Raw genomic sequence first — 14,093 nt, 5'->3', positions numbered from 1 at the left:
GGGCTATTTTGGCAGCGCCGGCATCTGCTGTTGCACCTGGCGCTGGCGCCGGATCTCCGCGCGCAGCTGCTGCCGCGCCGCCTTGCGCTCGCGATGGTCGTGCTGCCACAGGTAGATCGCCGGGGTGCTCAGCAGGGTCAGCAGCTGCGACACGAACAGGCCGCCGAGGATGGCGATGCCCAGCGGCTGGCGCATTTCCGAGCCGTAGCCGAAACCGATCGCCAGCGGCAGCGCCGCGCCCATCGCCACCAGGGTGGTCATGGTGATCGGGCGAAAGCGCACCAGCGCCGCCTCGCGGATCGCCGCCGGCGGCGACATGCCGTGGTCGCGCTCGGCCACCAGCGCGAAGTCCACCATCAGGATCGCGTTCTTCTTGACGATGCCGATCAGCATCAATACCGCGATCACCGACATCAGGGTCAACTGGGTATGCGTCACCAGCATCGCCAGGAACGCGCCCATGCCGGCGGCCGGCAGGGTGGAAAGGATCGTCAGCGGGTGGATCAGGCTCTCGTACAGGATGCCCAGCACCACGTACATCACCAGGATCACTGCCAGCAGCATGATCAGCGCATTGTTCATCGCGTCGACCAGGTTCTTGTTGTCGCCGCTGTACTTCCTGTGCACGCCCGGCGGCAGCTGCGCGGCGAACATCGCCTGCTCGACCAGCTTCAGGCCATCGGCCTGGGTGACTCCCTTGGCCAGGTTGTAGTTGATCGCGGCCGATTCGAGCTGGTCGAAATGGCTGATGGTGACCGGCGCGATGTGCGGCTGGATCTGCGCCAGCGCGGACAGCGGAATCATCCGCCCCTGCGTGTTGCGCACGTAGGTATTGAGCAGGGCGGCCGGGCTCAGCGACTCGGCGCTCTCGGCGGTGATCACCACGCGGTACTGGTTGATGTCCGAGTAGATGGTGGAGACCGGGGTCTGCCCGAACGCGTTGGCCAGGGCGGTGTCGACCTGGGCCACGCTCACGTGCAGCCGCGCCGCGGCGTTGCGGTCCACCTGCAGCATCTGCTGCTTGCCGATGCTGTCGAAGCTGGTGCTGACGTTGCGGAACTGCTTCATGCCGCGCATCACCTGCGCCAGCTTGAGGGTGGGCTGCTGCAGCGGCACGCCATCCACGCTGTCGAGCTGGAACGCGTACTGCCCGCGGCCGCCGCCACCGCCACCACCGCCGCTGATGAACTGGTTGACCGAGAGCGACACGTCCAGGTCCGGCACGTTCTTGAAGACCTTGTCCAGCCGGTCGACCACCGCCTGGGAGCTGACCTGGCGGTCGCCCGGCCGGTCGCCCGGCGGCTTCAGGTCGACGAACAGGCTGGCCTGGTTGCCGACCGCGCCACCGCCGTTGTTGCTGCCGAGGAAGGCGGAGACGTCGCGCACCGCCGGGTCGGCCTTGACCTTCGCCGCCACCTCCTGCGTGCGCCACGCCAGCAGCAGCGGCGAGACGTTGGCGTCGGCGGTGATGCTGGCCTGCAGCAGGCCGGTGTCCTCCTTCGGCATCAGGCCGCCGCCGGCGGTCATCGCCACCGCCACCGCCAGGCCAATGGTGAGCGCCAGCAGGATCAGCGGCTGCCAGCGCATGATCCGGCGATGGCGCACCGCCCAGTCCAGCGCGCGCTCGTAGCTGCGCAGCATGCCGCTGTCGAAGCGTTCGGCCAGGCGCTCCAGCCGCCCCGGCACGCGTGCGCCCGCCGGCTCGTGCGCCAGCCAGGCGCCGCACAGCGCCGGGGTCAGCGTGAGCGAGACCAGCGCGGAGATCACGATGGTGGCGATCAGGGTCACCGAGAACTCGCGGATCAGCATGGTGAACATGTTGTTGCCGAACACCATCGGACCGAACACCGCGATCAGCGACAGGGTGATCGACAGCACGGTGAAGCCGATCTCGCGCACGCCGGCCAGCGCGGCCTGCAGCGGCGGCTCGCCGCGTTCCATGTGGCGCACGATGTTCTCGATCACCACGATCGCGTCGTCCACCACGAAGCCCACGCACAGCACCAGCGCGATCAGCGAGAAGATGTTCAGGGTGAAGCCGAGCATCCACATCGCCACGAACGCGCCGGCCAGCGACAGCGGCACGCTGAACATGGCGATCACGGTGGGTCGCAGCCGACGCAGGAACACCAGCATCACCAGCGCCACCATCGCGATGCCCATCAGCAGCGCCACCTCCACCTCGTGCAGCGCCGACACCGTGGTCGGGGTGAAATCGAAGATCGGGGTGATGGTGGCGTCGGCCGGCAACACCCCGCGCAGCTGCGGCAGGCGCGCGCGGATCGCCTGCACGGTGGCCACCGCGTTCGCCTCCGGCCGCTTGTTGATCTGCATCACCACCGCGCGCTGGCCGTTGAACCACGCCGCGGCATACTTGTCCTGCTGACCGCCGCTGATCGTCGCCACGTCGGCCAGCCGCACCGGCACGCCGTTGCGGCTGGCGATCACCAGCGCGGCGAAATCCCGCGCCGTATGCAGCGCGTCGTTGGCGCTCACCGTCATGCGCATGGCGCCGTTGCTGAGCGTGCCCTGCGGCGAGCTGACGTTGGCGGCGCGCAGCGCATTGGCCACGTCGTTGGCGGTAACGCCCATGCCCACCAGCGCGCGGGTGTCCAGCACGATGCGCACCGCGTGCGGCGTGCCGCCGCCCACCTGCACCTGGGCCACGCCGGGAATCTGCGCCACCGCCGGCTTCAGCAGGGTATCGGTGAGGTCGTACAGGCGATCCGGTGGCAGGCTGGAGGAGGTCAGCGAGACCAGCAGCACCGGAATCTGCGAGGTGTCGAACTTGAAGTAGCCGGGTGGGCTGGGCATGCCGGGCGGCAGGTCCGCCGCCGCCGCGTTGATCGCCGCCTGCACGTCGCGTGCGGCCTTGTCGGCGCCGCGGTCCATGTTGAAGATGACCTGGATCTGCGCGGCGCCTTCGCTGGCGCTGGAGGCCATCATGCGCACCCCGGGAATGCGCCCCAGATGCCGCTCCAGCGGCGCGACCACGGTGGTGGCCATGGTCTGCGCGCTGGCGCCGGGCATCTGCGCGAACACCGCCACGCCGGGGAATTCGATCGACGGGAACGCCGCTACGCCGAGCAGCAGGTAGGCCCACAGGCCGCCCAGCAGCAGGCCGATGGCAAGCAGCGAAGTACCCACCGGGCGGCGCACCAGCGGTGCGAAGACGTTCATGCAGCCACCCCGGTCCATGGGCGTGGCGAATGGGCCGTGAGCACGGCCCGAGGCTTGGCGAGAGTTCCCTTCATGTCGGCTTTATGCCAGCTGCCGCCTCCCTTGTGTATGTGCCTGAAGTCCACCCGCCTGCAGGAAACCCGCGGCCGGGCTTCCTGCATGCATGGCACGGCTCAGCGTGCCGCGGGGCTGTAGCGCAGGGTCAGGAACGCGCCGCGACCGGGCTGGTTGAAGTACCACACGGTCTCGTAGCGGTGGTCGAACACGTTGGCCAGCCGCGCCTCCACCTGCCAGTCCGGCGCGAAATGCCAACTGGCGCGCAGGTCGGTGGTGGAGTAGCCGCCGAGCCGGTGCCGGTTGGCCGCATCGTCGAAACCGCGCCCGGCGGCGAAGACGGTGGCGCCGACGCCGAAGGCGCCGAAGCGCCGGTCCAGGTCCACCCGCGCGGTGTGCTCGCGCCGGCGCGGCAGCAGCTTGCCGTCGTTCGCGCCGCCGTCTTCGTTGCGCGGCTGCAGCCAGGTCAGGTAGCTCTGCAGCTGCCAGCCGGCGAGGTTGGCGCCGAGCTGGCCTTCCACGCCGCGGATGCGGGCCTTGCTCACATTCCGCGGCACCCAGTTGCTGTCCAGCGCGATCAGCTGGTCGATGCGGGTCTGGTAGGCGTTCAGCGCCCAGTTCCACGTATCCTGCTGCTGACTCAGGCCCAGTTCGGCGCTGCGCGACTTCTCCGGCCTCAGCTTCGGATTGCCGCTGCCGTACGGGTAGTACAGGTCGTTGAAGGTCGGCGCATGGAACGCGCTGCCGTAGCTGGCGGAGAGCTTCAGCCCACCGTCGAAGTGATAACCCCATGCCGCCGCGCCGGTGTTGTGGTTGCCGAACTGGCTGTTGTGGTCGCGCCGTGCCGACAGCTCCACTTCGTTGCGGCCGAACGTGCCCTGGTACTGCGCGTAGCCGCCGGTATCGTTGCGGTGATTGGCGAGGAAGCCGGTGTCGCTGTCGATGTGTTCGCCCTGCCAGTCGATGCCGAGCGTGAGTAGCTGGTTGCTGGCCACGCTGATGTCGTTCTGCCACGACGCCTGGTTGCGCCGCGAGTAGATGTAGCCGACGAAGGCCTGGTTCTCGTAGTTGTCGTAGCGGTCCAGGTTCTGGCCCACGCTCAGCGTGGTCTTCCACGCCTGCAGCGGGTTGAAGCTGAGGTGGCTGCCGGCGACCTGCTGCACGGTGCGGCTGCGGTTCTGGTAGCTGCCGTCGTAATGGATCTCGCCGAGGCTGCGCAGCCAGGTGCCGCTGAGCTCGGCGCCGTTGTCCCAGCGGTAGCCGCCGCCGGCGCTCAGGTTCCTGTTGCGGAAGGCGTCGCGGTCCGGCTCGTCGGCAAAGCAGCCGGCGAAGGCCTCGGCCGCACCGACGCGACAGGCGTTGATGCCGCGCGTGTACTGCGCGCCGACGCTGAGGTGGTACCAGGCATGCTCGTCGCCGCCGGCCAGGCCGGCCTGCCCGCGCAGCAGATGGTTGCTGCCGGTGGTCACGCTGAACGTGGGTTGCAGGCCGCCGCCCGGCGTACCGCGCCGGGTGAAGATCTGGATCACTCCACCGATCGCGTCGGCGCCGTACAGGCTGGAACGCGGGCCGCGTACCACCTCGATGCGCTCGATCTGCTCCACCGGAATCTGCTCGAACGCCGCCAGCCCGGCGCTGACCGAGGCCACCCGCACACCGTCGACCAGCAGCAGGGTGTGGGTGGAGTTGGTGCCGCGCATGAACAGCGAAGTCTGTTCGCCGTAACCGCCGGTGTTGGCGAAGCTCAGACCGGGCAGGCCGGCCAGCAGATCCGGCACCGACAGCGGCTGCAGCCGCTCGATGTCGGCGCGGGTGATCACGGTCACCGAGGACAGCGCGTCGTCGGCGGTGATCGCGGTGCGCGTGGCGGTGACGATCACCGGGCTCAGCGACGAGGCGTCGTTCTGGTCGGCCGCGTGGGCGGCCAGCGTGCAGCCGAGCAGCGCCGCGGTCAGCAGGGTCTTCTTCATGTTCGTTCCTCTACGCCGTGCACCCGCGCACGACTCATGTGTCCAATGAGCTGGCGACAGGCATGGGAGGAAGACGGAACGACGGGCGGGCAGGATCGACCGACACGTGGTTCGGCCTCGCCCACCGCGAGCCACCAGGAAAGCGTTCCGGCCGGTCTCCGGGCTGGCGAGTGGCGTGCGGCGATCCGCATGCCCCGAGCGGCGCCTTCCCGTGCCATGCACAGTGGCGTCCGCCGCTCGTGATCTCGCTTACCGTTGCGGGGGCAGCGCCGGCCTTGCAGTGCGTTTGCGCACCACGCACCGGCTTCCCGTTTCATCCCTTGGGCGCTGGGCCGTCGGGACACCTGAACCGCGCTACTTTAGCTTCGGACGGCTATTTGGGCAATGCGCTCCTACCCGCTTTTCCCGCCGACCCAGCTCTGTTGCACGCGGTATTCCGCGTCCAGCACCACCAGGTCGGCGCGGTAACCGGGCGCGATGCGGCCGTGGCTTTCGCCCAAGCCGAGGAACTCGGCCGGCCAGGTGCTGGCCATGCGCACCGCCTCGTCCAGCGGCAGGCCGAGCATCTGCACGGTGTTGCGCACGGCGCTGGCCATGTCCAGCGCGGAACCGGCGAGCACGCCGCCGGCGGTCTGGCAGATGCCGTCCTTCACGATGATGGTTTCGCCGTTCAACACATAGTCGGGGCGGTCCGCACCGACCGGCGGCATCGCGTCGGTGACCAGCAGCATCTTGCCGCGCGGCTTGGCGGCGATCGCCACGCGCAGGCTGGCCGGATGCACGTGGTGGCCATCGACGATGAGGCCGCACCAGCTGCCGGGGTCGTCCAGCGCCGCGCCGACCACGCCGGGTTCGCGGCTGCCCAGCGGAGTCATCGCGTTGAACAGGTGGGTGAAGCCGCGCACACCCGCGGCCAGTGCGACGCGGGTGGTGGCGTAGTCGGCCGCCGTGTGGCCGGCGTTGACGAGCACGCCGGCGGCAGTCAGCCGCGCAATGACGTGGTGCGGCACGCGCTCGGGCGCCAGCGTCAGCAGCCGCACGCCGCGGTGCGGTGCGCACAGCATGGCGAGTTCTTCCTCGCCGGGCACGTGGAACCACTTCGCGTCGTGCACGCCCTTGCGCTCAGGGGCGAGGTACGGGCCTTCCAGATGGATGCCGAGCAGGCCCGGCACGCCTTCCTCGAACGCCTGTTCCACTGCGGCCAGTGCGGCGCGCATGATGTCGACGCTGTCGCTGATCAGGGTGGGCAGGAAGCCGGTGGTGCCGAAGCGGCGATGCGCGGCGCCGATGGTGCGGATCGTCTCCACCGTGGGCGCGTCGTTGAACAGCACGCCGCCGCCGCCGTTGACCTGCACGTCGATGAAGCCGGGCAGCAGCATGGCGCCGCGCAGGTCGTGTTGTTGCGCGGTGCGCACGCGCGGGTCGGATGGCGGCAGCAGGTCGACGATGTGCGCACCGTCGAGCAGCACGGCGAGGTCGTCACGCCAGCCGTGGGCGGTGAGTACGCGGGCGTGGGTGAGCGACTTCATGCGTGATCGACCATGGACGCGAAACCTCACGTAGGAGCCCGCTCGCGGGCGATGCTCTTGCTTTTGCGAATCCCGAATTCCGAATCCCGAATCTCGGCTTTCAAGGCATCGCCCGCGAGCGGGCTCCTACCCATGCCATCGGATCAAACGGTTTCGGTGACCTTGTTCAGATGCGGCGGCAGGTCGGGGTTGAAGCCGCGGCGCAGCGCCAGGGCGCTGGCCGCGCGGTAGAAGCTCTGGATGGTCAGCAGCGGCGTGCACAGCGCCGGCAGGCCGCCGGCCACCGGCAAGCTGCCAGCGCCATGCAGCCCGGGCGCGGCCACGAACACCTGCGCGCCGCGGCCGCGGAATTCGCGCGCCACCGCCAGCGTGCTGTCCAGCGTGTCGTCGTCCTGAGCGAAGCACAGCACCGGAAAATCCGGGCCGACCAGCGCCATCGGGCCATGCTTCACCTCGGCCGCGCTGAACGCCTCGGCGTGCAGGCCGCAGGTTTCCTTGAACTTCAGCGCCGCCTCCAGCGCGATGCCGAGGCCGTAGCCGCGACCGACCACGAACAGGTTGTGCGCCCCGGCCAGGCCATCGACCAGCGCCGACCAGTCCGCGTCCCAGCCGGCGCGCAACGCATCCGGCAGCGCCTGCAGGGCGGTGCCGAGTTCGGCGTCGCCGCGCCAGCGCGCGCACAGGTGCAGCACCGCGGCCAGCGCGGCGATATAGCTCTTGGTGGCCGCCACGCTGCGCTCGGGGCCGGCGTGCAGCGGGATCACCGTGTCGGCCAGCGCCGCCAGCGGCGAATCGGCCACGTTCACCAGCGCCACCACGCGCGCGCCGGCGACCTTCGCGGCCTGCGCATTGCGCAGCAGGTCGGGGCTCTTGCCCGACTGCGAGATCGCGATGAACAGCGCGCCCTGCCAGCGCTGCTCGGCCGCGTACACCGAAGTGACCGACGGCGAGGCCGAGGCGGTGACGATGCCCAGCTGGGTCTCGAACACGTACTTGGCGTAGGCCGCCGCATGGTCGGAGCTGCCGCGCGCGCAGGTGACGATGAAGCGCGGCGGCTGCGCGCGCAGCTCACGCGCCAACGCGGCCACCACCGCCTCGTTCGCGGCGAACTGGCGCGCCAGCACCGCGGCCGACTCGTGCGCCTCCTGGAACATCAGAGTGTCGCGGGCGTCCATGGCGTTCCTTCAGTCGGTCTGCAGTTCGGCGACGAAATCGTAGATGTCGCCGCGGTACCAGGAGCAGGTGAACTCGACCACGCGGCCGTCGTCGAGGAAGCTGCGCCGCTCGATGTTCAGCCCGGCGCTGCCCACGCCGACGTGCAGCAGCCGCGCCTGCTGCGCGTTCAGCGACACCGCGCGCAGCCGCTGCAGCGCGCGGCGCGGGCGTGCGTTGAGTTTTTCCAGCGCCTCGTACAGCGAGTCGTGCACCAGCAGCGGGTCGGGCAGCACGCTGGCCGGAACCACGCTGCGCTCGATCGCCAGCGGCTCGTCCTGGCCGTAGCGCACGCGGTGCAGGCGCACCACCAGCGAGCCGGGCGACAGGTTCAGTGCCATCGACTCCTCCGGCGTCACCTCGCCGATGCCGCGCTCGAAGAATTCCGAGCGCGGCGACAGGCCGCGCTCGCGCAGGTCCTCGGTGAAGCTGGTCAGCCGCGACATCGGCTTGACGATGCGCTCGGCGATGAAGGTGCCGGCGCCGTGGCGCTGGGTCAGCAGGCCTTCCTCGACCAGGCCGGCGATCGCCTTGCGCACGGTCACCCGCGACAGCTTCAGCGTCTGCGACAGATCGCGCTCGCTGGGCAGCGCCTGGCCCGGCTCGATGTCACGGTGCCCGATGATGTTGCGGATCGCCTGGCGCAGGCGCAGGTAGGCCAGCGGCTGGTGCGTGGCCGGGTCGTGGCAGATCCGGCGGTATTCGTGGGCAAGGGCGGCTTCCATGCGCGAACGATACCAATAGCGAACCACTGGCCGCAAGCCGCCCGGTACGTCTCTCGACCCTGGAGTGCCCGGCGGCTCGAATCCGTCTGCATGAGCCTGGTTCGCCTCGGCGGGCGGACCCGAAGTGCCCCACGGACTTGGCTAATCCCAGCGATTACGGCCCGTAGCCTGCACTCGGGACGAACGGGATGGCGAGTGCGCCCGCGGCTGCCCGATCGAGCCTCCGCATGAATTCGTATGCAATGCGGTAGTCGATCTGGTATTTCACTGGTACGATCAAAGCCAACCCGGGCAAGCGCGCCACCGGCCGCCCTGCCCACCATCCGGCATCGAGTCGAGGTAATCGCGTGACTGCTTCCTCCCAAACGGTCGAACCGTTCGACCTGGTGATCTTCGGCGGCACCGGCGACCTCGCCGTGCGCAAGCTGCTGCCCGCGCTGTTCCACCGCTTCCTCGACGGCCAGATCCCCGGCAGCAGTCGCATCGTCGGCGTCGCCCGCGAGGCGCTGGACGACGCCGGCTACCGTACGCACCTGCGCGAGGCGATGATCGGGGTGTGCGCGGCGGCACAGCTCGACGTGTTCCTGCAGCAGGTGTTCTACCACCCGCTGGATGCGCGCAAGGACGAGGGCTGGGACGACTTCGCCGCGTTCATGCGCAAACAGCCCGAGCACGTGCGCGTGTTCTACCTGTCCACCTCGCCCGAACTTTTTGTCGACATCTGCACCCGGCTGGGCCACTACCAGCTCAACCAGGGTGCCTCGCGCGTGGTGCTGGAGAAGCCGATCGGCCGCGACCTGGCCAGCGCGAACCAGATCAACGACGCGGTCGGCAAGGTGTTCAGCGAATCGCAGACCTTCCGCATCGACCACTACCTCGGCAAGGAGACGGTGCAGAACCTGCTGGTGCTGCGCTTCGGCAACGCGCTGTTCGAGCCGCTGTGGAACGCCGGGCACATCGACCACGTGCAGATCACCGTGGCCGAAACCCTCGGCGTGGGCCACCGCGGCGCCTACTACGACCGCGCCGGTGCGCTGCGCGACATGGTGCAGAACCACATGCTGCAGCTGCTGTGCATGGTGGCGATGGAGCCGCCGTCCTCGCTGGCGCCCGACGCGGTGCGCGACGAGAAGCTGAAGGTGCTGCATTCGCTGAAGCCCATCGACGACAGCAACGCCGCCCAGCTCACCGTGCGCGGCCAGTACCGCGCCGGCGTGGCCGAGGGCGCCAGCGTGCCGGGTTACCCAGAGGAGCTGGGCAACAGCAAGTCGAACACCGAAACCTTCGTCGCGCTGAAGGCGGAGATCGCCAACTGGCGCTGGGCCGGCGTGCCGTTCTACCTGCGCACCGGCAAGCGGCTGCCGAGCCGGGTGTCGGAAATCGTGGTGACCTTCAAGCCGGTGCCGCATTCGATCTTCAGTCCCGACTCCGGCACGCTGTCGCAGAACCGGCTGGTGCTGCGGCTGCAGCCGGACGAGGGCGTGAAGCTGTGGCTGACCATCAAGCATCCCGGCCCGGGCGGCCTGCGCCTGCGCCACGTGCCGCTGGACATGAGCTTCGCCGAGGCGTTCGGCGTGCAGCAGCCCGATGCGTACGAGCGCCTGCTGCTCGACGTGGTGCGCGGCAACCCCACCCTGTTCATGCGCCGCGACGAAGTGGAAGCGGCGTGGCGCTGGGCCGGCCCGATCCTCGCCGCCTGGGCCGACAGCGGCGAGGCGCCGCGACCGTATACCGCCGGCAGCTGGGGGCCGAGCGCCGCGGTGGCGCTGATCGAGCGCGACGGCCGCACCTGGAACGAAGACAGCGAATAGGCCGCGTTTACCGATGCTTCACCCGATCACCCCGATGCCTGCGGCAGACTGGCCGTCCCCTCACCACGATGCGCGCGGCCACGCCTGGGTGCCCGGCGCGACAGTTCTGCCATGACTCCCCACCTGAACGTCACCACGCACAGCTTCACCGACTGCAAGGCGCAGGCCACGGCGCTGGCTGAACGCGTCGCCGAGCGCCTGCGCAGCGGTGTGGCCGAACGCGGCCATGCCGTGCTGGCGGTCTCCGGCGGCAGCACGCCGAAGGATTTCTTCGACCGCCTCGCGCGCGAGCAGCTCGACTGGGCCCGGGTGCAGGTGACCCTGGTCGACGAACGCTGGGTGCCTGATACCGACGAGCGCTCGAATGCACGGCTGGTGAAGGCGCGCCTGCTGCAGCACGCCGCCGCGGCCGCGCCGTTCGTGCCGCTGTATACCGGCGATGCCGCCCCCGAAGCCGGGCTGGCCACCGCCGCGGCGCGCATCGACGCGCTGCCGCTGCCGTTCGACGCGGTGGTGCTGGGCATGGGCGACGACGGCCACACCGCCTCGTTCTTCCCCGGCGGCGACCACCTGGCCGAGGCGCTGGACCCGGACGGCCGCGCCCGCGTGCTGCCGATGCGCGCGCCCGGCGCCGGCGAGCCGCGTATCACGCTGAGCCTGCCGACGCTGCTGGAAACGCGCGCGCTGTACCTGCTGGTCGCCGGCGAGAAAAAGCGCGACCTGCTGGCCGACGCGCGGCTCGGTCTCGGCGCCGCGCAGCATTACCCGGTGCGTGCGGTGCTGACCCAGCAGCGCGTGCCGGTGGCGGTGTACTGGTGCCCGTGACTACCACCAACGGCATCCCCGTAGGAGCGCACCCTGTGCGCGATGCTCTTGCGGTTGCCTTGCCACACCACAGGCGGGCTGCGCCCGCCGTTCGCGCACAGGGTGCGCTCCTACCTGACCGGAACGAATCATGACCACGCTCCATCCCGTCGTCGCCGAAGTCACCGAACGCCTGCGCGAGCGCAGTCGCGAGACGCGCGCGGCCTACCTCGCACGGATCGACGCGGCGGACCGCAGCGGGCCGCGCCGCGGGCACCTGTCCTGCGGCAACCTCGCGCACGGCTTCGCCGCCTGCGGCACCGAGGACAAGGCCGCGCTGCGCAGCGGCCAGCACGCCAACCTCGCCATCGTCACCGCCTACAACGACATGCTGTCGGCGCACCAGCCGTACGAGCGCTACCCCGCGCTGATCCGCCAGATCGCCCGTGACGCCGGCTTCACCGCGCAGGTCGCTGGCGGCGTGCCGGCGATGTGCGACGGCATTACCCAGGGCCGCGCCGGCATGCAGCTGTCGCTGTTCTCGCGCGATGTGATCGCGCTGGCCACCGCGGTGGCGCTGTCGCACGACATGTTCGATGGCGCGCTGTTCCTCGGCATCTGCGACAAGATCGTGCCGGGACTGCTGATCGCCGCACTGAGCTTTGGCCATCTTCCCGCCGCCTTCGTGCCCAGCGGCCCGATGCCCAGCGGCATCCCGAACGAGCAGAAATCGAAGGTGCGCCAAGCCTTCGCCGACGGCAAGGCGAGCAAGGCCGAACTGCTGGAAGCCGAAGCCGCTTCCTACCACGCGCCTGGCACCTGCACCTTCTACGGCACCGCGAACTCCAACCAGATGCTGATGGAGATCATGGGCCTGCACTTGCCCGGCGCCAGCTTCACCCCGCCGGACACGCCGCTGCGCGACGCGCTCACCGCCGAGGTGGTGCGCCGCGTCGCCGACCTCAGCGCGCTGGGCGACCATTACCTGCCGCTCGGCCACCTCATCGACGAGCGCGCGATCATCAACGGCGTGATCGGCCTGCACGCCACCGGCGGTTCCACCAACCACCTGCTGCACCTGGTGGCGATCGCGCACGCCGCCGGCATCCAGCTGCGCTGGGATGACTTCGACGCGCTGTCCGGCGTGATCCCGCTGCTGGCGCGCGTGTACCCGAATGGCTACGCCGACGTGAATCAGTTCCACGACGCCGGCGGCATGGCGTTCCTGATCGACCAGCTGCTCGGCGCCGGCCTGCTGCACGCCGACGTGCAGACCATCTTCGGCACCGGCCTGGAAGGCTACACGCGCGTGCCGCAGCTGGACGAGGCCGGCGACATCGCCTGGCTGCCGGTGGCCAAGCAGAGCGGCAACCGCGGCGTGCTGCGCGGCGTGGACGAACCGTTCCGCGCCGACGGCGGCCTGCGCATGCTCGACGGCAACCTCGGCCGCGCGGTGATCAAGGTCTCCTCGGTACCGGACGACCGCCTGCTGATCGAGGCGCCGGCGATCGTGTTCAACGACCAGGACGAGGTGGCTGGCGCGTTCAAGCGCGGCGAGCTCAACCGCGACTTCGTGGCGGTGGTGCGCTTCCAGGGTCCGCGCGCGAACGGCATGCCCGAGCTGCACAAGCTCACCCCCACGCTGGCGCTGCTGCAGGACCGCGGCCACCGCATCGCCCTGCTCACCGACGGGCGCATGTCCGGCGCCTCCGGCCGCGTGCCGGCGGCGATCCACGTGACCCCCGAGGCGGTGGCCGGCGGCAACCTCGCCAAGATCCGCGACGGCGACCTCATCCGGCTGGACGCGGCGAACGGACGTCTGGACGTCCTGATGGAAGCGCACGAACTGGACGCCCGCCTGCCGCACGTCGCCGACCTGTCCGGCGAGCACAGCGGCATGGGCCGCGAACTGTTCGGCCTGTTCCGCCAGGCAGCCGCCAACGCCGACCTCGGCGCCGGCGTGCTGTGAGCTCGTGCCCCTCCCCTGCGCAGCAGGGGAGGGTTGGGGTGGGGTCGCTCTTGACCTATCCCGCCAACCTGAGCAACCCCCTCCCAACCTCCCCCTGCTCTGCAGGGGGAGGAGCCAACAGTCCGGAGCCCACGTGACCAGTCCCATCGAACACAAGCAGCAGCAAGTCGAAGCCCTGATGCGGCTGGCGCCGGTGATTCCGGTGGTGATCATCGACGACGCGAGGGCCGCGGTGCCGATGGCGCGTGCGCTGGTCGCCGGCGGCATCCCGACGATCGAGGTCACCCTGCGCACGAGCGCCGCGCTGGACGCGATCCGCGCGATCGCCGCCGAGGTGGAAGGCGCGGTGGTCGGTTGCGGCACCGCGCTGTCCGCGCGCGACCTGGCGGCTGCGCAACAGGCCGGCGCGCGCTTCGCCGTGTCGCCCGGCACCTCGCCTCGCCTGCTCGACGCCGCCGACGACAGCGAACTGCCGCTGCTGCCCGGCGTGGCCACCGCCAGCGAGGCGATGGCCCTGCTCGAACGCGGCTACCGGCATCTGAAGTTCTTTCCGGCGGTACCGGCCGGCGGCCACAAGCTGCTCGGCGCCTGGGCCAGCCCGCTGCCGCAGATCCGCTTCTGCCCCACCGGCGGCATCAGTCTGGCCAGCGCGCCGGATTTCCTGGCCCTGCCAAACGTGCTCTGCGTGGGCGGCTCCTGGCTCACTCCCGCCGACAAACTCGCCAGCGGCGACTGGGCCGGCATCGAGCAGCTGGCGCGCGAGGCAGCGGCGTTGCGCTGAGTCCGCTGGCGCGCGATACCGGGTAAGGTGCGTTCCTGCACACGCTCGCCGATCCCGC

At 70.1% G+C, this 14,093-nt stretch carries 9 protein-coding genes and 1 riboswitch; of the genes, 4 read left to right on the top strand and 5 right to left on the bottom strand.

Features of this window, described 5'->3' with window-relative positions:
* Window positions 1-3: 3 nt before the first annotated feature.
* The 5 genes from LRK53_RS00700 to LRK53_RS00680 form a co-directional block, all read right to left on the bottom strand.
* Complete coding sequence (locus LRK53_RS00700; RefSeq protein ID WP_027491289.1) at window positions 4-3,180, bottom strand: efflux RND transporter permease subunit; 3,177 nt, start codon at window positions 3,178-3,180, stop codon at window positions 4-6.
* 173 nt (window positions 3,181-3,353) lie between these two features.
* Complete coding sequence (gene btuB, locus LRK53_RS00695; RefSeq protein WP_027491288.1) at window positions 3,354-5,204, bottom strand: TonB-dependent vitamin B12 receptor; 1,851 nt, start codon at window positions 5,202-5,204, stop codon at window positions 3,354-3,356.
* A gap of 132 nt (window positions 5,205-5,336) precedes the next feature.
* Window positions 5,337-5,567: riboswitch (cobalamin riboswitch) on the bottom strand.
* Window positions 5,568-5,596: 29 nt separating this feature from the next.
* Window positions 5,597-6,733 carry an N-acetylglucosamine-6-phosphate deacetylase gene (nagA, locus tag LRK53_RS00690; RefSeq protein WP_235642441.1) on the bottom strand — a complete coding sequence of 379 codons (1,137 nt, stop codon included), beginning with the start codon at window positions 6,731-6,733 and terminating at the stop codon, window positions 5,597-5,599.
* A gap of 143 nt (window positions 6,734-6,876) precedes the next feature.
* Window positions 6,877-7,908: an SIS domain-containing protein gene (locus LRK53_RS00685; RefSeq protein ID WP_027491286.1), complete on the bottom strand. Its 1,032-nt coding sequence runs from the start codon at window positions 7,906-7,908 to the stop codon at window positions 6,877-6,879.
* A gap of 9 nt (window positions 7,909-7,917) precedes the next feature.
* Window positions 7,918-8,670 carry a GntR family transcriptional regulator gene (locus LRK53_RS00680; RefSeq protein WP_027491285.1) on the bottom strand — a complete coding sequence of 251 codons (753 nt, stop codon included), beginning with the start codon at window positions 8,668-8,670 and terminating at the stop codon, window positions 7,918-7,920.
* A 347-nt stretch (window positions 8,671-9,017) separates the two neighbouring features.
* Between LRK53_RS00680 and zwf the strand changes: the two genes are divergently transcribed.
* The 4 genes from zwf (at window position 9,018) to eda (ending at window position 14,035) form a co-directional block, all read left to right on the top strand.
* Window positions 9,018-10,481, top strand: coding sequence for a glucose-6-phosphate dehydrogenase (gene zwf / locus LRK53_RS00675; RefSeq protein WP_027491284.1), 1,464 nt, complete (start codon window positions 9,018-9,020; stop codon window positions 10,479-10,481).
* Window positions 10,482-10,592: 111 nt separating this feature from the next.
* On the top strand, window positions 10,593-11,306 hold the full coding sequence (gene pgl, locus LRK53_RS00670) for a 6-phosphogluconolactonase (protein WP_027491283.1): 714 nt from the start codon (window positions 10,593-10,595) through the stop codon (window positions 11,304-11,306).
* A 130-nt stretch (window positions 11,307-11,436) separates the two neighbouring features.
* Complete coding sequence (gene edd, locus LRK53_RS00665) at window positions 11,437-13,254, top strand: phosphogluconate dehydratase (protein WP_027491282.1); 1,818 nt, start codon at window positions 11,437-11,439, stop codon at window positions 13,252-13,254.
* A gap of 133 nt (window positions 13,255-13,387) precedes the next feature.
* On the top strand, window positions 13,388-14,035 hold the full coding sequence (gene eda, locus LRK53_RS00660) for a bifunctional 4-hydroxy-2-oxoglutarate aldolase/2-dehydro-3-deoxy-phosphogluconate aldolase (protein WP_027491281.1): 648 nt from the start codon (window positions 13,388-13,390) through the stop codon (window positions 14,033-14,035).
* Window positions 14,036-14,093: the final 58 nt, after the last annotated feature.

This window comes from Rhodanobacter thiooxydans (assembly GCF_021545845.1).
GTDB lineage: Bacteria > Pseudomonadota > Gammaproteobacteria > Xanthomonadales > Rhodanobacteraceae > Rhodanobacter.
This window is presented reverse-complemented; position numbering and strand designations above follow the sequence as displayed.